A 24,946-nucleotide genomic window follows, 5' to 3' on the forward strand; every position below is an offset into this window, starting at 1 on the left:
TCAGTCTCCCGTTCGGCGCCGCCCTCGACGGCCGTGTGAGGAGATCGTAGTGCCGGGGGGAGCACGACCCTCGGATCGAGCGACTTTGGCACTCCCGCGAGGAACACGGCGAACACCGGCGGACGCCGCTGCGCGAGCTCCAGCCGACCGCCGTCGGCCGCCGCGAGGTCGCGCGCCAGCGCGAGGCCCAGCCCGGTGCCCGCGCCCGAGGTCGTGCCGCGCTCGAAGATCTTGCCCGCGAGCTCGTCCGGCACGCCGGGCCCCTCGTCCGTGACCTCGACGGCCACGGCACCCGTGGTTCCCGACGGACGCGAACGCACCGTGGTGGCCCCCTCGCCGTGGCGCAGCGAGTTCTCCAGCAACGTCGCCAGCACCTGGGCGAGCGCCCCCGGCGTCGCCAGCACGAGCTGGTCGTTCGACACGTCGACGACGAGGCGGCGGCCCTCGCGAGCGAAGGTCGCGCCCCACTCCTCCTCCTGCTGGCGCACGATGTCGACCAGGCGGACCGGCTCGGTCGTCCCGCCCTGCGTGCGCCGCGACGCGACGAGCAGGTCGTCGACGACGGCGACCAGCCGCTCGACCTGCTCGAGCGAGATGCGTGCCTCCTCCTGCACCTGCGGGTCCTGCGACGACACCTGGATCTCCTCCAGGCGCATGGTCAGGGCCGTCAGCGGCGTGCGGAGCTGGTGGGAGGCGTTCGAGGTGAACTGCCTCTCGGCGGCCAGGCGGGCCGCGAGGCGGTCGCTCGTGCGGGCCAGCTCGGCCGCGACGAGGTCGATCTCCTCGACGCCGCTCGGTTCCAGGCGCGGGCGCACCTGGCCGCTCGCGAGCTGCTCGGCCGATGCCGCGAGATACACCAGCGGCGCCGCGAGCCGGTTCGCCTGCCACACCGCCATCAGGACGCCCGCGGCGATCGCGACGACGCTCGCGGCGACGACCAGCGCCACGAGGTAGGCGGCCCTGATCCACGCCGACCAGCTCGAGACGGTGAGCGAGACGCTCGCACTCAGCGTCGTCGCGTACCCGACGGTCATCGCCGGTCCGTCGACAGGCTCGCCCGCCTCGACCAGCGTGCCGTCGGGCAGCACCACGCTCACGTAGGCGGGGATGTCACCCGCGCGGCCCTCGACGGCACGCCGCATCGCCACCTCGGGGATGGGATACCCGCCCTCCTGCGCCGTCTGGACGTTGCTGACCAGGCGGTCGAGACGGTCCGAGAGCCGCTGCCGCTCGTTGTCCATGACGTACTGCGCACCGAAGATGCCCAGCGGCACCCCGAGCAGCAGGACGGCGACGGCGACCGCGGCGATCGTCGCGAGGAGGACCCTGCGACGCACGCGTCAGCTCGCTCCGGCCTCGAACCGGAAGCCCAGCCCCCGGACGGTCGAGACGTAACGGGGAGCGTTGGCGTCGTCGCCGAGCTTGCGCCGCAGCCACGACACGTGCATGTCGAGGGTCTTCGTCGACCCGACCGGGTCGGAGCCCCACACGTCGCGCATGAGCGTGTCGCGCACGACGACGGAGCCGGCGTTGGCGACCAGCACGCGCAGCAGGTCGAACTCCTTGGTGGTCAGGTGCAGCTCCCGCTCGCCCTGGAACGCGCGGTGCGCGGAGACGTCGACGCGCACGTCCTGCGCGTGCAGCTCCTCCTCGTCGACGACCTCGCCGTGCGTGCGGCGCAGCAGCGCGCGGACGCGGGCCAGGAGCTCGGCAAGACGGAATGGCTTGGTGACGTAGTCGTCGGCGCCGGCGTCGAGGCCCACCACGAGGTCGACCTCGTCGGCGCGGGCCGTGAGCACGAGGATCGGGACGGTCAGCCCGCTGCCGCGCACCTTGCGCGCGACGTCGAGCCCGTCCATGTCGGGCAGGCCCAGGTCGAGGACGACGACGTCCGCGGTGCCCGCATGGTCGAGAGCACCTTGACCAGTCCCTTGCACGATGACGTCGTAACCCTCACGCGTGAGGGCCCGAGCCAACGGTTCGGCAATCGCCGGGTCGTCCTCTGCTAGCAACACGTGGGTCATTCCGCCATGGTAGCGGCATCGCGCCTGGCGACAGCCCTCGACTGCGGCGCCACGCCGGGACCCTGGCCGCGCGCACACCCGACCCCAGGGGGAGGATCGCGCGCGCCGGACCATCCCCTGGTCTGACGCGCTTCCGCCGCGCGCCCCCTAGCCTCGGGGCATGGGCTGGTACGAGCGGATGCAGCGCTGGGCGGAGGCGCACCGCTTCGGCGTCGACATCACCGCCACGCTGGTGCTCGGCCTGCCCGCCGCGGCGCTCTCGTGGGGCTTCGCCGGCGGCGGGGTCCTGTTCGATCTGAGCTGGTGGAGCGGGCGCGCGAGCCTCGTGCTGACGCTGGCCCTCATCGTGCCTCTCGCGTGGCGGCGCGTGCGGCCCGTGCACTCGACCGCGGTGATCGCCGTCGTCGCCGTCGCGCACGTCGTGGTCGGCGTCCCGATGATCTTCCCCGCCGACCTCGCCATCCTCGTCGCGCTCTACTCGGTGACGGTCAACGGTCCCGTCTGGGCGCACCGGGCAGCCCTCGCGACAGCGATGTGCGGGGCCGGGCTGCTCGGCCTCGCCGTGCTCCGCGCCGGCCAGTGGTCGAGCACCTACCTGGACCAGGCGGTCACCTTCTCCGTGTTCGCCGCGATCGCCGCGTTCGCCGCCTGGGCGTTCGGGCTCGTGCGCCGCTCACGGCGGGAGATGCTGGAGACCCTGCGCGACCGCGCGCGCAGGCTGGAGATCGAGCGCGACCAGCAGGCCCAGATCGCGACCGCCGCCGAGCGCGCGCGCATCGCCCGTGAGCTGCACGACATCGTCGCCCACTCGCTGTCCGTCGTCATCGCGCAGGCCGACGGCGGACGGTACGCCGCCGCGAGCGACCCCGACGCCGCGGGGCGGTCGCTCGGCGTGATCGCCGAGACCGGTCGCGCCGCGCTCGCCGACATGCGCCGGCTGCTGGGCGTGCTGCGGTCCGACGACGGTCCCGGAGGCGGGCGCGCACCCCGGGCGCCCCAGCCGGGGATGAGGACGGCGGGCGCGACGACGGGCGGCGCCGCACCGCCGTCTGCGGACGGCGCGGGCGGCATCGCTTCCCCGCCCGACGACGCCAGCCTCGAGTCCCTCCTCGACCAGGCGCGGGCTGCCGGAGCGCGCGTGTCTTTCGTGCGGGTCGGCGATCCGCGACGCCTGCCACCGGGCGCCGGCCTGACGTTGCACCGTGTGTGCCAGGAGGCGCTGACCAACGTGCGCAAGCACGCCGGGCCCGACGTGTCGGTGACCGTCGTCATGCGCTGGAGCCGCCAGGGCGTCGAGCTGGAGGTGTCCGACGACGGACGCGGCGCGGCGGGCGAAGACGCCCCGGGTGCGGCGCCGGGCTACGGTCTGCTCGGCATGCGTGAGCGCGCCACGCTGTTCGGCGGCACGGTCACCGCAGGGCCACGGCCCGGCGGCGGGTGGCGGGTGCGGTTCACGCTGCCGCTGCCGCCCGACGCGCGCGACGGGGACCCGGCACCCGACGTGACCGATCAGACGACCGCGCAGACGAAGGGGTGACCAGAGAATGGAGACCGTGAACCCGGCGAACGGCACTGTCGGCCCTGTTGGCTCTGTCGGCTCTGTCGGCACCGGCGGCCCGGACGAGGCCGCGAGCGCCGACGCCCCGGTACGGGTCGTGCTGGTCGACGACCAGCAGCTCGTCCGCGCGGGGTTCCGCATGGTGATCGACTCGCAGCCGGACCTGAGGGTCGTCGCCGAGGCGGGCGACGGCGTCGAGGCGCTGCGGGTCCTGGCGCGCGAGCGCGCCGACGTCGTGCTCATGGACGTGCGCATGCCCCGCATGGACGGGCTGGCCGCGACGGCACGGCTGACCGAGGCGCCCGACGCGCCGCGCGTCGTCGTGCTGACGACGTTCGATCTGGACGAGTACGTGCTCGAGGCGATCCGCTCCGGGGCGTCGGGGTTCCTGCTCAAGGACGCGCCGCCCGAGGAGATGCTGTCGGCGATCCGCACGGTGCACCGGGGTGACGCGGTGATCGCGCCGTCGTCGACGCGGCGGCTGCTGGAGCACCTGGTGACGGCGTTGCCGGAGCCTCCCGACGGCGCCTCGCCCGCGCACGAGGCGCTCGCGACGCTCACCGACCGCGAGCGCGAGGTGCTGGTGCTCATGGCCAGGGGCCGCTCGAACACCGAGATCGCCTCCGACCTGTTCGTGGCCGAGGCGACCGTCAAGACGCATGTGGGTCGCATCCTGGCGAAGCTGGGTGCGCGCGACCGCGTCCAGGCCGTGGTGCTGGCCTACGAGACGCGCCTGGTCCGCCCGACGGCGTAGGCCGGGCGCGCGGCTGGGTCGCAGGCCGGGATCACGACCCGGGATGACGGCCTCGCCCGCGGGTCCACCCGGGGGATGACCCGGGCGCCGCGAGGACCAGACCGAGGGGCGACGACCGGCGGCACGTCCGTTCATTAGCGTCGACGTGACCTGATCGACCCGCGACCTTGAAACCGGAGCTTCCCGTGGACACCACCGTGTTCGTCCCGCTCGTCGAAGGCGCGTCGCGCGCCGACGGCGCCCGCACCGTTGCCGCCGTCCGTGCTCGCACGCTGGCCAAGACCTACGGCCGGGGCGCCGCCGAGGTGCGCGCTCTCGACGCCGTGGACGTCGACTTCGAGGCCGGCCGCTTCACCGCGATCATGGGCCCGTCCGGCTCGGGCAAGTCGACCCTCATGCACCTGCTCGCCGGGCTCGACTCGGCCACGAGCGGTCAGGCGTTCATCGGCACGACGGAGATCACCGGCCTGGGCGACAAGGAGCTGACGCTGCTGCGCCGCAAGCGCGTCGGGTTCGTGTTCCAGCAGTTCAACCTGCTGCCGATGTTCACGGCCGAGAAGAACATCACGCTGCCCGTCGAGCTCGCGGGCGGGGCCGTCGATCGCGAGTGGTTCGCGACGCTGACCCGCACGCTGGGCATCTCGGACCGCCTGGAGCACCGGCCGTCCGAGATGTCCGGCGGCCAGCAGCAGCGCGTCGCCATCGCACGCGCGCTCATCGCCAAGCCCGACGTCGTCTTCGCCGACGAGCCCACGGGCAACCTCGACTCGCGCAGCGGCGCCCAGGTGCTCAGCTTCCTGCGGCGGTCGGTGCGCGAGCTGGGCCGCACGATCATCATGGTCACGCACGACCCGGCCGCGGCCGCGTACGCCGACCGCGTCATCCTGCTGGCCGACGGCCGCATCGCCGGCGAGATCACCGACCCCACGCCCGAGGCCGTGCTCGCCGGCCTCGACGCGCTGCGCTCGCTCGAAGAGCCCCTCGACGGGTCCGGCGACGCGACCACGACGGCGGGTGCGTGATGCTGCGCCTCACCCTGGCGCAGATGCGCCGCAGCATCGGGCGGCTCACCGCCGCCGGCATCGCCATCGTCATCGGCACGGCGTTCGTCGCCGCGACGCTCCTGGCCGGCGGTCTCATCACCCGTTCCACCTACGACTCCATCGCAGCCCAGTACGCGTCCGCCGACCTCGTCGTCGAGGCGCCGCCCGGCGCGTCGCTGACAAAGGCCCAGCTCGACTCGATCCGCACGACGGCGGGCGTGGCCGCCGCCGCCGACCAGTTCGAGGCTGCCGAGTGGTTCGAGCAGGGCAACCGCACCATCTACCAGCGGACGATCGGCACGACCGACCCTCGCCTCATGCCGCTCACGCTGGCCGAGGGCGCCTGGCCCAGCGGGCCCGGCGAGGTCGCGCTCCCGCCCGACCTCGCACGGCGCCTGAACACGAGCGTCGGCGGGACGGTCGGCATGTCCGAGTACGACGAGGACGGCGAGGCGACGACCGGACAGGTCATGGTCACCGGTCTGGTCGAGGACCCCAAGGGCGCGTTCGGCGCGCAGGGCGGCGCGGCCGTCATCGACAGCGCCACCCTGCACGCCCGCGCGGCACCCGTCACCCAGGTCGCGGTGCTGCTGGCCGACGGCGCCTCGCTGGCGCAGGTCCGCGACGCGCTCGACCAGGCCCTGCCCAGCGGCGTCGGCGTCGTCACCCCGCACGAGCACGCGGCCGCCACCGCCCGCGCGATGACCGGAGGCCAGGACGTCATCTTCCTCGTCTTCGTGCTGACGTTCGCCGCGATCGCGCTGCTCGTGGCCGGGCTCGTCATCACCAACACGTTCCAGGTGCTGGTCGCCCAGCGCACGCGCACGCTCGCGATGCTGCGCGCCGTCGGCGCCGGCAAGCGGCAGGTCGGCGCGGGCGTGCTGCTGGAGGCGGCGCTGCTGGGCGTGGTCGCCTCGGCCACCGGGGTCGCCGTGGGCTGCGGGCTGGGGCAGGCCGCGCTCCTGGTCGCGGGCGCCGGGGACGGCGCCGCGACCCTGCCGTCGGCCATCACCGTGACCTGGCAGGTGGTGGTGATCCCGTTGCTGGTCGGGACGGCGGTGACCGTGCTCGCCGCGCTCGTGCCGGCGCGCGCGGCGACGCGCGTCGCACCGCTCGCGGCGCTGCGCCCCGACACCGGCCCCTCGGTCGAGAAGGGTTCGGGCGGGCGCGTGCGGCTCGTGCTGTCGCTGCTCGCGATCGTCGGCGGCCTGGGCCTGCTGGGCGGCGGCGTCGCGCTCGGCCTCCTCGCCGACCAGCCCGACTACGGCCTCGTGCTGGGGATCGCGGGCGGCGCCACGTCGTTCGTCGGCGTGGCCGTCTCGGCGGTGTTCTGGCTGCCGCGGGTGGCGTCGGCCGCCGGGCGCCTCGTCGGCCTCACCGGGCCGACGGCGCGCCTGGCCGCCGCGAACACGCTGCGCAACCCGCGGCGCACGGCGACGACGTCGACCGCCCTGCTCATCGGCGTCACGCTCGTGGCCATGATGTCGACGGGCGCGGCCAGCGCGCGGGCGAGCCTCGACGCGATGCTCGACGGCCGCTTCCCGGTGGACGTCCTGATCGCATCAGGCACCATGGACGACGACGGCCCGGTGTCCCTGCCTGCGAGCATCGTCGCGGCGGTCGAGGGGTCCGAAGGGGTGACGTCGGTGGCCCAGCCTGCGTCCGCGGAGGTCACCATCGACCGGTACTTCGACGCCGACGGCAACGTCGTCACCGGCCACGCGCCCGAGGGCGTACGCAGTCTCGAGGCCACGGTGACCGGCGTCGACCCGGCCGCGGCACAGCGCACGCTCGCGGACCGGTCCGCACTCGACGCGCTCACCCCCGGAACCGTCGTCGTAGGCACCCACACCGCCGACGCGTGGTCGCTCGCCGACGGCGACCGGATCACGCTGCGGGGCGCCGACGGCTCGGCGGAGCTGACGGTGGCCGTCGCCCCGGTCGACCAGCTCGCACCGCTGATGGTCGTTCCCGCCGACCTGTCGGCCATCGACACGCACCCGGACACCTCGACCCTGTGGGTCTCGCTGTCCGGTGACGCGGCCGCGGTCGGCAACGTCCAGGACGCCGTCGCAGACACCGGCGAGCCGGCCTCGGTCGAGGGTGCCGCGATCGACCGGGCCACGTTCGACCAGGTCATCGACACCGCGCTCGGCATCGTCGTCGGGCTGCTCGCCGTCGCCGTCGTCATCGCGCTCATCGGCGTGGCGAACACGCTCTCGCTGAGCGTGCTGGAGCGGCGCCGCGAGTCGGCGACGCTGCGCGCGATCGGCGTCACCCGCGGGCAGCTGCGGTGGATGCTGGCGGTCGAGGGCATGCTCATCGCGGGCGTCGGGGCGGTGCTCGGCATCGTGCTCGGGCTCGTGTACGGGTGGGCGGGGTCGCTCACCGTCCTGAGCTCCATCGGGCCGATCGAGCTGTCCGTGCCGTGGCGGGACGTCGCGCTGGTCGCCGTGATCGCGCTGGCGGCGGGGCTGGTCGCATCGGTCGCACCGGGACGGTCGGCGGCCCGGCCGTCGCCGGTGGCGGCGCTCGCCACCGAGTAGCGCCCCGCGCGGGGTGCGTGCCGCGGGGCTTCCGTCGTGGCACCCACCCGCTGCCGGCAGCCCGCGCGCGTGCGGCCCTCGGCCTCCTGGCCGGGGCCGCACGCGCGTCCACGGCACGCCCGTGACTCTCGTCCGGTCCCCCGGCGGCGGCGCACCGCCCGTGGCGTCGCTGGGGACGCGCGCCCCGGGCCGAGTTGTCCACAGGCCGCCCGCGGGAGTCGCCCGCAACGCGACATCCTGTCCGGCGTGAACACGACCCAGGCGGACGACGTACGCGTGACCGTGCATCCCGGCGAGGACGTGCTGCTGCCGGTCGGCCGCACGATCGCGCTGCTGCGCGACCCTCTCGCCGACCTGCTGCGCCGGCCCGAACTGCGGCACGCCGCGCTCACGGCCGACGGGGTCGCGCTCGGGGCCCACGACGTCGTCGGCGAACGCCCGCTGCTGAACGGCGCGACGCTGCGCGCCGCGCTCGGGGACGGCGGCACGGCACCTCCCGACGACGACGCGGTGCGCGCGCCCTGGCTCGTCATGCGCCTGACCGGCCCCGACGCGGGCGAGCTCGCACCGCTGGCACCGGGCAGGGCGCTCGCGCCGGCCCGCGGCGTCCGCGTGCGGGTCACGGCGCGCGGCACGGTGCGCGTGCGCCGGCCGCTGCGCGAGAGAGCAGGCGTGCTCACGCCGGCCTCCGTGCCGGCAGGCACGCACCGCCGAGACGAGCGGGCATCGCTGCCCGCGGCAGCGGACAGCGCGACCCCGCGGGCGCGACGGCCGAGGTGCGCGCCTGGTGACGGCGCCGCGAGCGCCCTCCGGGGCCTGGGTCCGTCGCGCGCGCCTGAACCGCCGAGCCTCGCCCCGGGGCGTCCGGCGCTCGCGCGGCAGCGCGGGCGGGCAGCCCGTGCGTCGGTCTCGATGGTCAGGCGCTCGCCCGGCGGACGGCAGCGGCGCCGACCGATCGGCCCGCTCGGCACGTCGTGGCGGCCGGGCGACGTGCTGGAGGCCGCCGAGCAGTACGCGCTCCACGCGTCCGGTGACGCCGCCGCGCTCCTCGAGGGCGCCCGCACGCCGGCCGCACCCGCGCGCTCCGCCGAACACCCGGGATCGGGCACCGCCCTGGCGGCGGCGCTGCTGCCGGTGCTCGGATCCGTCGGGCTCGCCGTGGCGCTGCGGCAGCCGACCTTCGCCCTCTTCGCGCTCGCCGGCCTCCTCACGAGCCTGCCAGGAGCCGCCGCAGCGCTGCGACGGCGCAGGCAAGCCTCGCCGGCCGCACCCGCCGCGGCCAGCCCCGCCCACGACGACAGTGCGCCGGCGGACGCCCGCGTCGCCGCGCCCGAGCGGCTCGCACTGGCCGCGCTGGGCGCCGTCCACGCACCCGAGGGCACCTGGCGTGCGGCCCTCGCCGAGGTCGCCCCGACGCCCCGGGCCGACCCGCTGCCCGACGGTGCGCTCGCCGTGCGCGGACCGCTCCCCCTCGTGCGGGCGACCGCACGCGCCGTCACCGCCGGACTGGCAGCTCGCGGCGCGACCGTCACCGCGCTCGGAGCGGGGCGAGGGCACTGGGCGTGGTGCCGGTGGCTCACCGCTCCGACGGCAGGAAGCCCGGACCGCGCACCCGGGACGTTCACGAGGGCGCTGGTCGCCGACGGCGCGTCGGGGCCGGAGCTGGACGCCGCGCAGGCCGCCTACCGGGCGGGTGACGCCGTCGTCCTGTGCCTCGCCCCCGGCGACACCGTGCCGTCGTGGTGCCGGGCGGTGCTCGACGTCGTCGCCGACGAACCGGGCGCCCCGTGGGTGCGCCGCACGCGACCCGGCGGCGGCACGGCCGCCGAACCGCTCGTCGGCGTCGGCACGGCGTGGGCCGAGCGGTTCGCACGGCACCTTGCCGCCGCGCGCACGCTCGGCCGCGACGTCGCACGACTGTGGGCGCAGGCCACCGACGTGACCTCCGGGGCCGCGGCCCTGCCCGCAGGGGCCGATCCCGCGGACGCGCGGCTGCCCGCGGTCGTTCCGCTCACGCACCTGCTGGCCGCGACGGGCACCGTTCTGCCAACCGGGGCGCACGCCGGAACGCGCGGGCCGGCAGGCGGGGCGGCGGGCGGGGCGGCGGACGGGGCGGCGGACGGGGCGGCGGACGGGGCGACGGGCGGGCCGCCGGGCGGGGCGACGGGCGGGGCGACGGGCGGGGCGACGTCGGGTGCCCGGCCGGACCCGGCGATGGGCGCGGGCCCGGTCAGCGGGCCCGCGGCCGGCACGCCCCCGTGGGCCGTGCCCCTCGGCGTCGACGCCACGGGCCGGGTCGTGTCGTTCGACCTCGTCGCCGACGGGCCGCACCTGCTGGTCGCGGGCACGACGGGCGCCGGAAAGTCGGAGCTCCTCCAGTCGTTCGTCCTGGCCCTCGCGCTGCGGCGCAGCCCGTGCGACCTCGCGCTCGCGCTCGTGGACTTCAAGGGCGGTGCGTCGTTCGGCGCGTGCGCCGACCTCCCGCACGTCGTCGGGCAGGTCACCGACCTCGACGCCGTGCTCGCCGCGCGGGCTCTGGACGGGCTGCGCGCGGAGCTGCGTCGCCGCAAGGAGGTGCTGGCCGCGCACCAGGTCGCGGACGTCGACGCGCTCGCTCCCGGCATCCTGCCGCGTCTGGTCGTCGTCGTCGACGAGTTCCGGGCGCTCGCCGACGACCTGCCCGAGCTGCTGCCCGGTCTGCTGCGGGTCGCCGCCCAGGGCAGGTCGCTCGGGGTTCACCTCGTGCTGGCGACGCAGCGGCCTGCGGGTGCCGTCTCGGCCGACGTGCGCGCCAACGTCTCGGCGCGGCTGGCGCTGCGCGTGGTCGACGTCGCGGACTCCCACGACGTCCTCGACTCCCCGGCCGCCGCCCGCGTGCCCGCGGGGGTCCCCGGCCGGGCCGTCCTGCGCGTCGGCGCCGCACCGCCCGTCGCGCTCCAGTGCGCGTACGCCGGCGCCCCGCTCGACGACGGCGCACCGTCCGTGAGGCGGGCACGGGCGTGGCTGGACGGCGAACCGGAGCCTCGGCAGGCCGAGCGCGGACGTGACGAGAGTCGCGAGCCCGCGCACGACGACGACCGGCACGGCACCGCACCGGTCGGAGAACGGACCCCGGCGCCGCAGCAGTTCGCCAGGCCCGACCCCGTCGCCAGACTCGTCGCGTGCGCCCGCGCGGCGGCCGGAGACGCGTGGCCGCGCTGGCCCGCGCCCTGGCTGCCCCCGCTGCCCACGACCGTCGGCACCACCGAGATCCCGACGGCGGAGGTCCCGACAGCAGAGATCTCAACGGCAGAGGTCCCGACGGCACGAGTCCCGACGGCACGAGTCCCGTCGCCAGGAACCCCGCCGCCAGGAACCCCAGCGGCCGAGGGTCCCCCCGCCGACGGCTCTGCGGCCCGGGACCTCGTGCCCGTGGTGCGTGCCGCCGCCCCCGCCGCACCGGGGTCGCTCCCCCTGGCCCTCGGCGACTCGCCGTCGACCCAGTCGCGCGTCGCCGTCGCCTGGGACCCCTCGGCGGGCCACCTGGCGGTCCAGGGCCGCGCCCGCTCCGGACGCACCTCCGCCTTGCTCACGCTCGCCCATGCCGCGCTCGCCCGCGGGTGGCACGTGCATGCTCTGGCACCAGCCCCGGCCCTCGCCGCGTTCGGCGCGTTCGCCGCCCACCCGGGCTTCGGCACCCTCGCCGGCCCCGACGACCCGCGCCGCGCACGGCGGCTGCTCCGACTCGTCGAGGACCCAGCGGCACCCGTGCCGGCACTCGTGCTGATCGACGGCATCGAGGACCTGCGGGCGGCGCTCGCCACGCCCACGCACGACCCGCTCGCGGCGGCGCTCGCCTCCGCCGGTGCCTCGTTCGCCGTGACCACACAGTCCGGCAGCGTCGGCGGGCTGGCGGCGCGGTTCGGGCCCCGACTCGTGCTCCTGTCGTCCGACGCCACCGGCGACAGCATGCTGGGCGCCCCCTCGTCGTTCGCGGGTCGCGGTCGCGCGCCGGGTCGCGGCGTGTGGCTCGGCGGGGGCGACCCGGTCGAGTGCCAGGTCGCGCTCGCGCCCGCCGGCGCACCGCTCGACCCGGCACCGGGCGCGCAGCCGTACGGACCGGCACGCGTGCTGCCGCTGCCGTACCGGGTCGCGCTGCCCGACCTCGACCGGCCCGGGGCCGGCCCGCACGAACCGGCCCCCGGCGCGGTCTCCGGCAGGCGTCCCGCGGTCGGCATCGGCGGCGACGGCGCTGGCCCGGTGCACCTCGACATCTCCCTGGGTGCGCTCGTCACCGGACCGCGCGGGTCGGGCCGCACCGAGACGCTGCGCGTCCTGCTGCACGCCGTGTCCCGGGCGGGTGGCGACCCGGCCCGGCCCTGCGTCGTCGTGTCGCGCGAACGTTCGCTGTGCGCCGACGCCGCACGCCTCGGTGCGCGCTGCGTGCCTCCGGCTCCGAGCGCGCTGCGCACGCTGCTCGACTCCCTCGATCCACGGGCCTCGCGCGCCGAGCGCGACACGCTCCCCCCGATCGCCTCCCCCGGCGCCGTGCCGGCCCCGCTGCTCCTGCTCGACGACGCCGACGCCCTCGCCCAGAGCTGCCCGCTGGAGTGCGACCGCCTGGCCGATCTCGCGGCCGACGGTGTGGTCACGGTCGTCGCGTCGGCCACGACTCTCGCGGCCACGCTGGCGCACCGTGGCCTGCTGGCGCACCTGCGGTCGGTCCGGTCCGGGGTGGTGCTCGCGCCCGCGGAGCGTGGGGCCGAGGAGGTGTTCGGCACGCCGCTCGACGACGTCGCCGACCCGGGCGTCCCGCGCCCCGGGCGCGGTGCCCTCGTCGTCGGCTCTGCCGTCGTGCCCGTTCAGGTCGCGGCGGTCGGCGACCTCAGGAGCGCGTCGTCGCCTCGACCACACGCGGCGTGAGCAGCAGCGCGGCGACGACCAGCGCGAGCGCGAGCAGCACCGCACCCAGCACCATCGGCAGCCCGCTGCCGGACGCGACGGCCGACGCCCCGATGACCGCCTGGAAGATCTGCCAGGTCATCGCGACGGCCCGGCCTGCCCGACGACCGCTCCCGAGCGCCCGAGCGGCCGCCCAGAGCGCCCACGCGACGCCGAGCGCGCACGCCGCGAGGAACGCACCCATGCCCATCTCGCGGGAGCCGTCGCCACCGCCCCGAGCCAGCAGGTCGACGACGAGGACGACGGCGGCGGCGACCAGGACGGCGGCCTCGACGACCAGCAGCGAGAGCAGGACGCGCAGCGCGCGCGTCGAGGGAACTGGCGCGGCATGATCGGTACGGGTGTCCGGAGCACCGGGTTCCCGTGACGGCTCAAGGCTCGGAGGCATGACCTGTCAGGTTACTCGCGACCTGGGGTTTCACGACAGTGTGAGGAAAACCTCACGGTTCACACACCAGAAACCCGCCTGACACCTCTTGTGCGCTCCTTCACGAGATGTGACCCTAGTTGGAGTTTCCACCGCTTCAGGTGGAGTCCCCACCCAACGGCGATCTCCCCGGCCGATCTGCGCCCTCACGCGACTTTTCAGTCTCGTGCACGAGGCGCGCGCCGGGGGCCTCACGACGCAAGGAGATGACATGGACTGGCGCCACAAGGCTGCCTGCCTCGACGAGGACCCCGAGCTCTTCTTCCCGATCGGCAACACGGGCCCGGCCCTGCTCCAGATCGAGGAGGCGAAGCAGGTCTGCCGTCGGTGCGAGGTCGTCGACACGTGCCTGAAGTGGGCGATCGAGTCGGGTCAGGACGCGGGCGTCTGGGGCGGCATGTCCGAGGACGAGCGCCGCGCGCTCAAGCGGCGTACCGCGCGCGCCCGCCGCGCCGGCTGATTCTTCGCGCGCCGTCGGCGCGCCGTCTGGCCCGGTCCCTCGACGGGGACCGGGCCAGAGTCATGTCCAGGGCATCGCGGCGCGCCGCGCACGGCCCGGCCGCGCGCGGCGGGTCATGATCGCGGCCCGTCGCGCAGGCGGGCCCGGATCTCGACCTCGGTGCCGCCACCCTCGCGCTTGCGCCAGTCGATCGACCCGCCGAGCTCGTTGGTCACGAGCGTTCGCACGATCTGGTTGCCGAGCCCTGACCGGGACGTCCGCCCGAGCTGGGAGATGTCGCCGTCACCGAGGCCGACGCCGTCGTCGGTGACGCGGACGGACAGCTGCGACCCGGAGCGCTCGACGTCGATCTGGACGGTGCCGTTCTCGCGCTCGTCGGGGAAGCCGTGCTCGACGGCGTTGGTGACCAGCTCGGTCAGCACGAGCGCGAGCGGGGTCGCGTCCTCGGCGGGGACGAGACCGAACGAGCCGTTCTGCACGGTGCGCACCGAGGTGCGCGTCGAGGCGACCTCGGCCGTCATGCGCAGTGCGCGCTGGAGCATGCCGTCGAGCTCGACCTGCTCGTCGAGGGTCTGGGACAGGAACTCGTGGACGAGCGAGATGGTGGCCACGCGCCGGGTCGCCTCGGCGAGCGCCTCGCGCGCCTCGGGGATCTCGACGCGCCGGGCCTGCAAGCGCAGCAGCGCGGCCACGGTGGCGAGGTTGTTCTTGACGCGGTGGTGGATCTCGCGGATCGTCGCGTCCTTGGTCATGAGCTCGCGCTCGCGTCGCCGCAGCTCGGACACGTCGCGGCACAGCAGCACCGCGCCGATGCGCTGGCCGTGGTCGGTCAGCGGCAGCGCGCGCAGCGAGAGCGCGACGCCGCGTGTCTCGATGTCGGTGCGCCAGGGCGCGCGGCCCATGACGACGAGCGGCAGCGCCTCGTCGACCGTCGACTGGTACTCGATGGTCCCGCTGGTGACCTCGACGAGCGACTGCCCGACGAGCGGCCCGATGATGCCGAGGCGGTGGAAGCAGGACAGCGCGTTGGGCGAGGCGTACAGCACCTCACCCTCGGAGTTGAGGCGGATGAGCCCGTCGCCCACGCGCGGGGCGCCGCGGCGCGGCCCCGTGGCGGCGTTGGCCACCGGGTACTCGCCGCGCGCGACCATCGCCATGAGGTCGTCGGCGGACTCGACGTAGTTGAGCTCGAGCCGTGAGGGCGTGCGCCCTGAGCCGAGGTTGGTCTGCCGTGCGACGACGGCGATCGCGTGCCCCGCGTGGACCACGGGCACGGCCTCCTCGCGGACCGCGTAGGCCCCGAACCAGCGCGGTTCGCGCGGGCGTTGCGCCCGCGCCTCGCGCAGCGCGGCCTCGAGCTGCGGGCGCTGCCCCTCGGAGGCGATCGACCCGACGACGTCGTCGTAGTGGATGGTGGCGCCCGTCGAGGGGCGGCACTGCGCGACGGCGACGAACCCGCCGTCGCGCGACGGCAGCCACAGCACCAGGTCGGCGAACGCGAGGTCGGAGACGATCTGCCAGTCGCCGACGAGCAGGTGCAGCCACTCCACGTCGCCCGGGGCGAGGTCGGCATGCTGGGCGATCAGGTCACTCATGGCGGACACGCGTCCAGCCTACGTGCGTCGATACCGCCGTCCCGCCCAACCGGCGCGCGCACCGGGGAGATAGAGTGCAGCCACCGGCTACCCGGCTTGGAGGGCTCCGTGCACCTGACCGTCGAGCAGACCTATCCCGCGAGCGTCGACGACGTCGCGGCGATGCTCGCTGACGCGTCCTTCGTCCGCTGGCGCGCCGAGCGCACGACGGGGGGCGGTTCGGTCGACCAGGCCGACGTCGATGCCGACGATGCGGGGGGCTTCACCGTGCTGGTGCGCCGCACGCTCCCGACGGACCAGATCCCCGCGCAGGCGCGCCCCTTCGTGGGCGCCCGCCTGGAGGTCCGGCAGGCCGAGGTGTGGGAGCCCCCGCAGGGCGACCACCGCGTGGGCACGGTGGCGTTGGAGATCACCGGGGCACCGGTCCGGCTCACGGGCACGGTCGCCCTGGAGCCGTCTCCCGACGGCGGGACGCGGCAGGTGTACACGGGCGACGTCCGTGCGACCGTGCCGCTGTTCGCGTCGGTCGTCGAGCAGGCGACGGTGGGGACGGTGCGTGCCGCGCTGACGGCTGAGGAGCTCGCGGGCCGCGAGTGGCTCGCCGGCGTGCGCTGACCACCGCCGCGACGCGTCGGGTTCCAGCCCGCCACGCGCCGTAACGATCTGGTCACGAACTCGTTTTCCGTCGACCCCTGACCTGCGGCGATGCCGCTCGGATCGAAATGCGGGCGCGATGCACCCGCCCGGACCACTTGACGGCGCGCATGCGCGGACGAATAGTTCAGGCAACGGCATGGGAGCGCTACCACACCATCGTGGGATCGCTTCCAGCCGCGGACGCTGATGAGACGAGGGAGTCGTGATGCACACGCATCGCCACGCTCCGCGGGATGCACGTGCCCCGCGCTCACGGCGCGCGACTGGCAGGGCCGCCGACCGGCCGCCCTCGGACAAGGAGGTCACTGTGAAGAACGCGACCAGGAGGGGCTTCGGCGTCGTCGCAGGCGTCGCTGTCCTGGCGCTCACCGCGACGGCGTGCTCGGGCGACGGCTCGGACGACGGGTCGGGCGACGCGGCCGACGCAGGCGGTCAGGTCACCATCAAGGTGAGCACGTTCAACAACTTCGGCTTCGGCGCCCCCAGCGGCACCCGCCCGGGTGCCGACCTGTGGAAGAAGTACGAGGCCGAGCACCCGAACGTGAAGATCGAGGAGACCGTGGCCGCGTCGTCGGACGACGCGCGCGCCGCGTTCAACACGGCCATCTCGACCGGCACGGGCGCCTACGACATCCAGGCGGTCGACGTCGACTGGATGCCCTCGATCATGGCCCAGCCCGACGCGTTCGTGGACCTGGGCTCCGTCGCAGGCACCAACGACTGGCTCGACTGGAAGAAGGAGCAGGGCACCACACCCGACGGCAAGGTCGTCGGCCTCGGCACCGACATCGGCCCCGAGGGCATCTGCTACCGCTCCGACCTGTTCGCGGCCGCCGGCCTGCCGACCGACCGCGCCGACGTCGCGGCCCTCCTCGGCGGCGACAGCGCGACGTGGGACACGTACTTCGAGGTCGGCCAGCAGTACACCGACACGACCGGCAAGGCGTGGTTCGACTCGTCGGCGGCGATCTTCCAGGGCATGGTCAACCAGATCCAGTACTCGCACGTCGATGCGGACGGCAACATCATCGCGGGCACCAACCCCGACGTGAAGGCCGCCTTCGACAAGGTCACGGCCGCCGCGCTCAAGGGCCAGTCCGCCGGCCTGCAGCAGTGGAGCGACGACTTCAACGCGGCGTTCAAGTCCGACAAGTTCGCCACCACCCTGTGCCCCGCGTGGTTCGTCAACAACATCCGCGGCAACGCGGGCGACGACTTCAAGGGCTGGGACATCGCGGACGTCTTCCCCGGCGGCGGCGGCAACTGGGGCGGCTCGTTCCTGGTCGTCCCCGAGCAGTCGAAGGTCAAGGACGAGGCCGCCAAGCTCGCCGCGTGGATCACCGCACCCGAGCAGCAGGCAGCCGTCTTCGCCGCGGCGTCCAACTTCCCCAGCTCGCCGACGGCGCAGGCCGACCCGACGGTCGCGGGCAAGACGGACCCGTTCCTCAACGACGCGCCCGTGGGCACGATCTTCGCCAACCGCGCGAAGGCCGTGACCGTCGTCCCGTTCAAGGGGGCGCAGTACTTCGACATCCAGACCAAGATGGCCGACGCGCTCAACCGCGTCGACGTCACCAAGGAGCAGACCCCCGAGCAGTCGTTCGACCAGTGGCTGCAGGACGTCAAGGCGCTGTCCTGACGGCACCCCGTCGGGCCTGACGGCCCGGCCACGCGGTCCGGGGGTGCACGCCTCGTGCGGGCTCCCCCGGACCGCCCTACCCCTCCGACCGAGGTCGAGAACCCGCCCAAGGATGTGCCGTGACCGCCACCCCCGTCGCCCCCGACAAACCTCAGCAGAGCCCGCGGCCCGCGCATGACGCGACCCTGGAGCGACGCCTGCGTGCCCGCGGCCGGCGCGGGCGCCTCGACGTCCGGCTCTCGCCCTACCTGTACATCTCCCCGTTCTTCCTGCTGTTCCTCGTCACCGGCCTGTTCCCGCTGGGGTTCACCGCGTGGGTCGCGACCCGGCAGTGGAACACCATCACGGGCGACGGCGGCGTGGCCGTCTGCGGCGCGACGTGCGGCACGACGGACCCCTCGGTCCTCGCGAACTTCCAGTGGGTGCTGCACCAGCCGGCGTTCTGGGACGCGCTGCGCAACTCGTTCTCGATCTTCCTGATCTCCACGATCCCGCAGATCGTCGCGGCCCTGGTCCTGGCCGCGATCCTCGACGCCAACCTCAAGGCCAAGACGTTCTGGCGCATGGGGGTGCTGCTTCCGTACGTCATCGCGCCCTCCGCGGCGGCGATCATCTTCTCGCAGATCTTCAGCGACCAGTCGGGCCTCATCAACACGTTCCTCGGCTGGGTCGGGATCTCCCCCGTGCCGTGGCACGCCAACACGCTCGCGAGCCACATCGCGATCGCCTCGATCGTCAACTTCCGGTGGACGGGCTACAACACGCTCATCTTCCTGGCCGCCATGCAGGCGATCCCGCGCGACGTGTTCGAGGCGTCCGTCGTCGACGGTGCGGGCCGCGTGCGCCAGTTCCTCTCGGTGACCATCCCGATGCTGCGGCCCACGCTCATCTTCGTGATCATCACCTCGACGATCGGCGGCCTGCAGATCTTCGACGAGCCGCAGATGTTCACGCAGGGCACCTCGGGCTACGGCGGGCCCAACCGGCAGTTCCTCACCGTGTCCCTCTACCTGTGGGACCTCGGCTTCAACCACGTGTCCATCGGGCAGCCCAACCTGGGCCGCTCCGCCGCGGTCGCGTGGCTGCTGTTCCTCATCGTCGTGGTGTTCGCCATCGTCAACTTCCTGCTGACCCGGCGCATCGCGTCGGCCGGCGGGGCGCACGCCACCAAGTCCCGCACGAAGGAGGTGGCCCGATGAGCCGCGAGGTCTCCGTCGCCACGCTCCGCCAGATCGGCGGCAACGGCGTGGCCAACGCGGCCGCGCGCAAGCGCAGGCTCGCCGTCACGAGCGAAGGACGCCGGCCCGGCTGGGTGTCCTACACGATCCTGACGGTCGTCATCCTGATCTCGGTGTTCCCGCTGTACTACGCCGTCTCGATCGCGTCGCAGGCCACGACCGACACGCAGTACGGGGTGCCGGCGCTGCGGCCGGGCTCGGGCCTGTTCCGCAACCTGAGCACGGCGTTCGGCGAGATCGACTTCCTGACCGCGCTCGGCGGGACGGTGCTCGTCTCGGCCGTGTGCGCGGCGTCGACGGTGCTGTTCTCGACGCTGGCCGGGTACTCGTTCGCCAAGCTGCGCTTCCGCGGGCGCGGCCCGCTGCTGTTCTTCGTCATCGGGACGATGGCGATCCCGACGCAGCTCGCCGTCGTCCCGCTGTACATCATGATGGCCCGCCTGCACCTGTTCGGGACGTTGTGGGCCGTCATGATCCCCGGCCTGGTCACGGCGTTCGGGGTGTTCTGGATGACGCAGTACCTCGAGGGCGCGCTGCCGTTCGAGCTCATCGAGGCGGCCCGCGTCGACGGCGCGTCGATGATCCGCACGTTCTGGTCGGTGGCCCTGCCGGCCGCCCGCCCGGCCGCGGCGATGCTGGCGCTGTTCACGTTCGTGGCCCAGTGGACCAACTACTACTGGCCCATGCTGATCCTCGGCCCGAACAAGAACGCGATGCTGACGGTCGCCGCGGCGGCCCTCAAGGGCGCCCGGTTCACCGACTACACGCTGGTCATGTCGGGCGTCGTGCTCACGGCGTTCCCGCTGATCGTCGTGTTCTTCTTCGCCGGGCGCCAGCTCGTGTCCGGCATCATGGCCGGCGCCGTCAAGGGCTGACCTGCGTCCAGCGCCACGGGCGGTCGGCGAGCAGCATGCCGCCGACCGCCCGCCGTCGTCGCCTGACACACTGGCGAGGACTCGCACCCATCCACGGGCGGCAGCGCCCCGCGACCTGAGGAGCATCGATGTCGATCGTCGTGCCGGGCACCGGCGCCCGCCGCCCCGCACCGGGCACCACCGTCCCGTTCACGCCGAGCACGCCGCTGCCGGCGACGTCGCCCACGGGCGACGTCGCGTTCCCGCCCGGCTTCCTGTGGGGCACCGCGACCGCGGCGTTCCAGATCGAGGGCGCCACCCGTGAAGGCGGCCGCACCGACTCCATCTGGGACACGTTCGCGCGCATCCCGGGGGCCGTCACGGGAGGCGACGACGGCACCGTCGCGTGCGACCACTACCACCGCTACCGCGACGACGTCGCGCTCATGCGGTCGCTGAACCTGGGCGCCTACCGCTTCTCGACGTCGTGGGCGCGCGTCCGGCCCGACGGCGGCGCACCCAACCCGCAGGGCCTCGCGTTCTACGACCGGCTCGTCGACGAGCTGCTGGACGTCGGCATCCTGCCGTGGGTCACGCTCTACCACTGGGACCTGCCCCAGGCCGTCGAGGACGCGGGCGGCTGGCCGGTGCGCGACACCGCGTACCGGTTCGCGGACTACGCCATGACCGTCCACGACGCGCTGCACGACCGCGTGCGCGTCTGGACCACGCTCAACGAGCCGTGGTGCTCGTCGTTCCTGTCGTACACCGGTGGCGAGCACGCCCCCGGGCGCACCTCGCGGCACGACGGCGTCGCCGCGGCGCACCACCTGCTGCTGGGCCACGGCCTGGCCGCCGCGGCGATCCAGGAGGTCGACCCGGCCGCCGTCGTCGGGCTCACCGTCAACCTCACGGTGGCCGACCCGGCCGACCCGTCGAACCCCGACGACGTCGCCGCTGCGGCCAAGCACGACGGGCTGTTCAACCGCATGTTCCTCGACCCGGTGCTGCGCGGCGACTACCCCGCCGACGTGCGCGACTGGGTCGCCCCGTACGGGCTCGACGACCTGATCCACGACGGCGACCTGGCGATCATCTCGACGCCCCTGGACGCGCTCGGCGTCAACTACTACAACGGCTCGTGCATCGCGGCCACGCCGCCCGCCGTCGTCGACGAGGCCGTGACCGACCGCCCCGACGGCGTGCGCGACGACGACGACGCCCCCGTGCGCGCGACGCTCCCGCCCACGCCGTCGCCCGAGGGCGTCCACCACCACGCGCGCGGCCTGCCGCGCACCGCGATGGGCTGGGAGGTGCAGCCCGAGGGGCTCACGCGCCTGCTCACGCGCGTCCACCGGGACTACACCGGGCCGCGCGGCATGGCGCTGTACGTCACCGAGAACGGAGCCGCGTACGACGACGTCCCCGACGCCGACGGCTTCGTCGACGACGCGGCCGACCGCCTCGCCTACCTCGACGCGCACCTGCGCGCCGTCAAGGACGCCATCGACGCCGGGGCGGACGTGCGCGGCTACTTCGCCTGGTCGCTGCTCGACAACTTCGAGTGGGCGCACGGGTACTCCAAGCGTTTCGGTATCGTCCGTACCGACTACGAGACACAGCGACGCACCATCAAGGCGTCGGGCCGGTGGTACGCCGAGGTGGCGCGCACCGGCGTCGTCCCGGGACGGGAGGAGTCGTGAACGGCGGGCCGCCCACGCTCGACGACGTCGCCCGCGAGGCCCAGGTCTCGCGCTCGACGGCCTCGCGGGCGATCAACGGCGGCGAACGTGTCTCGCCGGAGGCGCAGGCCGCGGTCGACGGCGCCGTCGCGCGCCTGGGGTACTCGCCCAACCGCGCCGCGCGATCCCTCGTGACCCGGCGTACCGACTCGATCGCCCTCGTCGTGCCCGAGCCCGACACGCTCGTGCTCACCGACCCGTTCCTCACGGGCGTCATCCGTGGCGTCACCGACGGCCTCGCGGGCACCGACTTCCAGCTCGTGCTGCTGCTGAGCCGCGCGGGCGAGTCGCCGGGGCGCATCGCCCGCTACCTCGGGTCGGGCCACGTGGACGGGGCGATCGTCGCCTCGCACCACCGCCGCGACCAGCTCGAGACGGCGCTGGCGCGCGCGCAGCTGCCCGCGGTGTTCGTGGGCCGGCCCTTCGGCGACGCCCGGCACCGCTACGTCGACGTCGACAACGTGGCCGGGGGCCGCCTGGCCGCCCAGCGTCTCCTGGACCGCGGGTGCCGGCGGATCGGCACCGTCTGCGGCCCGCTCGACATGTCCGCGGGCATCGACCGCCTCCAGGGGTGGCGCGAGACGCTCGACGCGGCGGGCCTGCCGACCGACGCCGTCGTCGAGGGCGACTTCACGGCCGTGGGAGGTGAGGCCGCGGCCGAACGCCTGCTCGACGCGCACCCCGACCTCGACGGGATCTTCGCGGCCTCGGACCTCATGGCCGAGGGGGTGCTGCGCGTGCTCCACTCGCGCGGCCGGCGCGTGCCCGACGACGTCGCCGTCATGGGCTTCGACAACCTGGGCGTCGCCCAGCACACCAACCCGCGGCTGACCACGGTCCAGAACCCTGTCATCCACCAGACGACGACCGCCACCGCGGCACTGCTGGGCCTGCTGGCGGGCGCGCCCGTCCCGTCCGCCCCGCTCGTCTTCGAGCCGACGCTCGTCGAGGGCGAGTCCGCCTGACGCGACGCCTACAGCGTCGCCTCCACGCGCACGCGCGCGCCCGCCGGGGCGTACGGCACCGTGCGGCCCTCGACCGGCTCGCCGTCGACCGTCAGCGTCGCCCGCGAGCCCGGGCGGCCGCTGTTGTGGACCGTGATCTCGTACGTGGCGCCACGGGCCACCCTGGTGACGGTGAACTCCCCCACCTCGGGGCCGAGCTGCGGGTCCACCACCAGGCCGTCGAAGTCGGGGCGCACCCCCAGCAGGTACTGCGAGACGGCGACGAAGTTCCACGCCGCGGTGCCCGTGAGCCACGAGTTCTTGGCCTCGCCGTGCCGCACGGCCTCTGCGCCCGCGATCATCTGCGCGTACACGTACGGCTCGAGCCGGTGGACGTCGGAGATGTCCTCACGGTAGGCGGGCGTGATCCGCTTGTAGTGGTCGAACGCGCGCGCACCGTCACCGGCGACGGTCTCCCCGATGACGACCCACGGGTTGTTGTGACAGAAGATGCCGCCGTTCTCCTTGTACCCCGGCGGGTAGGTCGACACCTCGCCCAGGTGCACCTGGTAGGTGGTGTACGCCGGGTGCTGCAGCACCAGGCCGTGCTCGGTGCCCAGCAGCTCCTCGACGGCGGTCAGCGCCTTGCCTGCGGGCGAGGCGGCCCACTCGGGGGTGCCCGGGTCCGTGGACTCCACGCCGATGCCTGCCATGACCGCGAAGCCCTGCGGCTCGATCCAGATCTTGCCCTCGTCGTGCGCGTCGGTGCCGACCGGGCGGCCGTCGTAGTCGTAGGCGCGCAGGAACCAGCGCCCGTCCCAGCCGTGCGTGAGCATCGCGGCCCGCATGTCGTCCACGTGCTTTCGCGCCTGGGCGGCGACGTCGGCGAGCCCGCGACGCTCGGCCAGGGCGACGTACTGCGCGCCGTAGAGCACGAACTGCGCGCCGATGAACGTCGACTCGGCCACGCCGCCCGTCTTGTTCTGCGTGGTCTGGAAGCTCTCGCCCGGTGAGGTCGAGAACGCGTTGAGGTTGAGGCAGTCGTTCCAGTCGGCGCGGCCGATGAGGGGCAGGCCGTGCGGGCCGAGGTGGCTCACCACGAAGCCCACCGAGCGCGACAGGTGCTCGAACAGCGGCACCTCGGAACCCTCGGCGTTGTCGAACGGGACCGGCTCGTCGAGGATCCCCCAGTCGCCGGTCTCCTTGAGGTAGGCGACCACACCGGCCACGAGCCACATCGGGTCGTCGTTGAAGCCCGAGCCCAGGTTGTGGTTCCCGCGCTTGGTCAGCGGCTGGTACTGGTGGTACGCGGAGCCGTCGGGGAACTGCGTCGACGCGATGTCGATGATGCGCTCGCGCGCCCGCTCCGGCACCAGATGCACGAACCCGAGCAGGTCCTGGTTGGAGTCCCGGAAACCCATGCCGCGGCCGATGCCCGTCTCGAAGTAGGAGGCCGAGCGCGACATGTTGAACGTGACCATGCACTGGTACTGGTTCCAGATGTTGACCATCCGGTCGAGCTTCTCGTCCGAGGACCGCACCGTGTACGTCGACAGCAGCGACGTCCAGTGCTCGCGCAGCGCGGCCAGCGCGTCGTCGACGGCGCCCGCCGTCGCGAACCGCCCGAGCAGCGCGTGCGCCCGCTCCTTGTCGACGACCTGGTGCGCGGCGTCGGCCCACTTCTGGTCCTCGGGGTTCTCGACGTACCCCAGCACGACGACGACGTCGGTGCTCTCGCCCGGCGCGAGCACGAGGTCGACCTGGAACGCGCCGACCGGGTACCACCCGGAGGCGATGGACCCGGTGGCCTTGCCGGCGCGCGGCACGGCGGCCTCGCCGAGCGCGTTGTAGGCGCCCACGAACTCGTCGCGGTCGGTGTCGAAGCCCGCGGCCGGCACGTTGACGGAGAAGACGGCGTAGTGGTCGCGGCGCTCGCGGTACTCGGTGCGGTGGTAGATCGCCGAGCCGCCCGACGGCGTCGCCTCCTCGACCTCGACCTCGCCGATCGACAGGTTGCGCTGGTAGTTGGTCTGGTCGTCCTCGGCGTTCCAGAGGCAGAACTCGACGTAGGGGAACGCCGAGAACGCCTTGGTCTGCGCAGAGGTGTTGGTGAAGGTGACCTTCTGCACCTCGGCCGTCTCGCCGAGAGGCACCAGGAACGTCGAGGTCACGCGCAGGCCCCCGCGCTCACCCGTGATGACCGAGTACCCCAGGCCGTGGCGGGCCTCGAAGTGGTCGAGGCCCGCCTTGACCGGCAGCCAGGACGGCGTCCAGACGTCTCCGCCGTCGTTGACGAACAGGTACCGGCCCCCGACGTCGGTGGGGACGTTGTTGTAGCGGTAGCGGGTCAGACGGCGCAGCTTGGCGTCGCGGTAGAACGAGTAGCCGCCCGCCTGGTGGCTGAGCAGCGAGAAGAACTGCTCCGAGCCGAGGTAGTTGATCCAGGGGTAGGGCGTGTGCGGTGTGGTGATGACGTACTCGCGCGCCGCGTCGTCGAAGTGGCCGTAACGCATCGCTGCGCCTC

16 protein-coding genes and 1 pseudogene are annotated in these 24,946 nt (G+C 74.2%); 12 read left to right on the forward strand and 5 right to left on the reverse strand.

The window, feature by feature from the left end; genetic code table 11:
* Together ET495_RS09295 and ET495_RS09300 are read right to left on the reverse strand one after the other, a co-directional pair.
* Positions 1-1,337 (reverse strand): annotated as a pseudogene (locus ET495_RS09295) (ATP-binding protein).
* A 3-nt stretch (positions 1,338-1,340) separates the two neighbouring features.
* Positions 1,341-2,024 (reverse strand): response regulator transcription factor, encoded by a 684-nt coding sequence (locus tag ET495_RS09300; protein WP_129204486.1) that lies wholly within the window; start codon positions 2,022-2,024, stop codon positions 1,341-1,343.
* Positions 2,025-2,184: 160 nt separating this feature from the next.
* Between ET495_RS09300 and ET495_RS09305 the strand changes: the two genes are divergently transcribed.
* The 5 genes from ET495_RS09305 to ET495_RS09325 all read left to right on the forward strand — a co-directional run bounded on the left by ET495_RS09305 (position 2,185) and on the right by ET495_RS09325 (position 12,827).
* On the forward strand, positions 2,185-3,561 hold the full coding sequence (locus ET495_RS09305; protein ID WP_129204488.1) for a sensor histidine kinase: 1,377 nt from the start codon (positions 2,185-2,187) through the stop codon (positions 3,559-3,561).
* A gap of 118 nt (positions 3,562-3,679) precedes the next feature.
* Positions 3,680-4,336 carry a response regulator gene (locus ET495_RS09310; RefSeq protein ID WP_245993436.1) on the forward strand — a complete coding sequence of 219 codons (657 nt, stop codon included), beginning with the start codon at positions 3,680-3,682 and terminating at the stop codon, positions 4,334-4,336.
* 185 nt (positions 4,337-4,521) lie between these two features.
* Complete coding sequence (locus ET495_RS09315; protein ID WP_425471125.1) at positions 4,522-5,358, forward strand: ABC transporter ATP-binding protein; 837 nt, start codon at positions 4,522-4,524, stop codon at positions 5,356-5,358.
* A complete protein-coding gene (locus tag ET495_RS09320; RefSeq protein ID WP_129204492.1) occupies positions 5,358-7,925 on the forward strand; it encodes an ABC transporter permease in 2,568 nt (855 codons plus the stop codon). Before ET495_RS09315 ends, ET495_RS09320 begins: the two co-directional genes overlap by 1 nt.
* A gap of 246 nt (positions 7,926-8,171) precedes the next feature.
* Positions 8,172-12,827, forward strand: a complete 4,656-nt coding sequence (locus ET495_RS09325; RefSeq protein WP_129204494.1) for an FtsK/SpoIIIE domain-containing protein — start codon at positions 8,172-8,174, stop codon at positions 12,825-12,827.
* Here the strand turns inward: ET495_RS09325 and ET495_RS09330 are convergent.
* The gene (locus ET495_RS09330; RefSeq protein ID WP_129204496.1) at positions 12,790-13,254 is read right to left on the reverse strand and encodes a hypothetical protein; all 465 of its coding nucleotides are present in this window, start codon (positions 13,252-13,254) and stop codon (positions 12,790-12,792) included. The genes ET495_RS09325 and ET495_RS09330 overlap by 38 nt on opposite strands.
* Positions 13,255-13,504: 250 nt before the next feature.
* On the opposite strand from ET495_RS09330, the gene ET495_RS09335 reads away from it, so the two are divergent.
* Positions 13,505-13,753: a WhiB family transcriptional regulator gene (locus ET495_RS09335; protein WP_066133069.1), complete on the forward strand. Its 249-nt coding sequence runs from the start codon at positions 13,505-13,507 to the stop codon at positions 13,751-13,753.
* A 113-nt stretch (positions 13,754-13,866) separates the two neighbouring features.
* Here ET495_RS09335 and ET495_RS09340 read toward each other — a convergent pair whose 3' ends face one another.
* Complete coding sequence (locus ET495_RS09340; protein WP_129205964.1) at positions 13,867-15,348, reverse strand: sensor histidine kinase; 1,482 nt, start codon at positions 15,346-15,348, stop codon at positions 13,867-13,869.
* A 108-nt stretch (positions 15,349-15,456) separates the two neighbouring features.
* On the opposite strand from ET495_RS09340, the gene ET495_RS09345 reads away from it, so the two are divergent.
* The 6 genes from ET495_RS09345 (at position 15,457) to ET495_RS09370 (ending at position 22,443) form a co-directional block, all read left to right on the forward strand.
* Entirely contained in the window at positions 15,457-15,963 is a 507-nt protein-coding gene (locus ET495_RS09345; protein WP_129204498.1) for a DUF2505 domain-containing protein, read from the forward strand.
* A gap of 349 nt (positions 15,964-16,312) precedes the next feature.
* A complete protein-coding gene (locus ET495_RS09350; RefSeq protein WP_245993002.1) occupies positions 16,313-17,644 on the forward strand; it encodes an ABC transporter substrate-binding protein in 1,332 nt (443 codons plus the stop codon).
* 119 nt (positions 17,645-17,763) lie between these two features.
* Positions 17,764-18,843, forward strand: coding sequence for a carbohydrate ABC transporter permease (locus ET495_RS09355; protein WP_211340813.1), 1,080 nt, complete (start codon positions 17,764-17,766; stop codon positions 18,841-18,843).
* The gene (locus tag ET495_RS09360; RefSeq protein ID WP_129204502.1) at positions 18,840-19,757 is read left to right on the forward strand and encodes a carbohydrate ABC transporter permease; all 918 of its coding nucleotides are present in this window, start codon (positions 18,840-18,842) and stop codon (positions 19,755-19,757) included. The genes ET495_RS09355 and ET495_RS09360 overlap by 4 nt, the downstream gene beginning before the upstream one ends.
* Before the next feature lie 128 nt (positions 19,758-19,885).
* A complete protein-coding gene (locus ET495_RS09365; RefSeq protein ID WP_129204504.1) occupies positions 19,886-21,439 on the forward strand; it encodes a glycoside hydrolase family 1 protein in 1,554 nt (517 codons plus the stop codon).
* Positions 21,436-22,443 (forward strand): LacI family DNA-binding transcriptional regulator, encoded by a 1,008-nt coding sequence (locus ET495_RS09370; protein WP_129204506.1) that lies wholly within the window; start codon positions 21,436-21,438, stop codon positions 22,441-22,443. The genes ET495_RS09365 and ET495_RS09370 overlap by 4 nt, the downstream gene beginning before the upstream one ends.
* An 8-nt stretch (positions 22,444-22,451) precedes the next feature.
* Here ET495_RS09370 and ET495_RS09375 read toward each other — a convergent pair whose 3' ends face one another.
* A complete protein-coding gene (locus ET495_RS09375) occupies positions 22,452-24,935 on the reverse strand; it encodes a glycoside hydrolase family 94 protein (protein WP_129204508.1) in 2,484 nt (827 codons plus the stop codon).
* Positions 24,936-24,946 lie beyond the last annotated feature (11 nt).

It is taken from the genome of Xylanimonas allomyrinae, from assembly GCF_004135345.1.
GTDB lineage: Bacteria > Actinomycetota > Actinomycetes > Actinomycetales > Cellulomonadaceae > Xylanimonas > Xylanimonas allomyrinae.